At 52.9% G+C, this 259-nt stretch carries 1 protein-coding gene; it reads left to right on the forward strand.

The genetic code is table 11. The features are described from left to right. A partial coding sequence (locus tag G3N64_RS39490) for an integrase core domain-containing protein (protein ID WP_205788932.1) occupies window positions 1-259 on the forward strand: 259 nt, incomplete at both ends.

Below are 259 nucleotides of genomic sequence, written 5' to 3' on the forward strand. Positions count from 1 at the left end.
CCACACGGTACTGACCGACAACGGCATTCAGTTCACGAATCGTGCACGGGACCGCTACGCCTTCGAGCACATCTTCGGCCGCACATGTAGGGAGAGCGGCATCGAGCATCGACTGACCAAGGTTAAGCATCCTTGGACGAATGGTCAGGTCGAGAGGATGAATCGCACCATCAAGGAAGCAACCGTCAAACGCTATCACTATGAGACTCACAACCAGCTTGAGATCCATCTTCAGGACTTCATTCAGGCATACAACTTC

This window comes from Burkholderia sp. Ac-20344 (assembly GCF_017104975.1).
Lineage (GTDB): Bacteria > Pseudomonadota > Gammaproteobacteria > Burkholderiales > Burkholderiaceae > Burkholderia.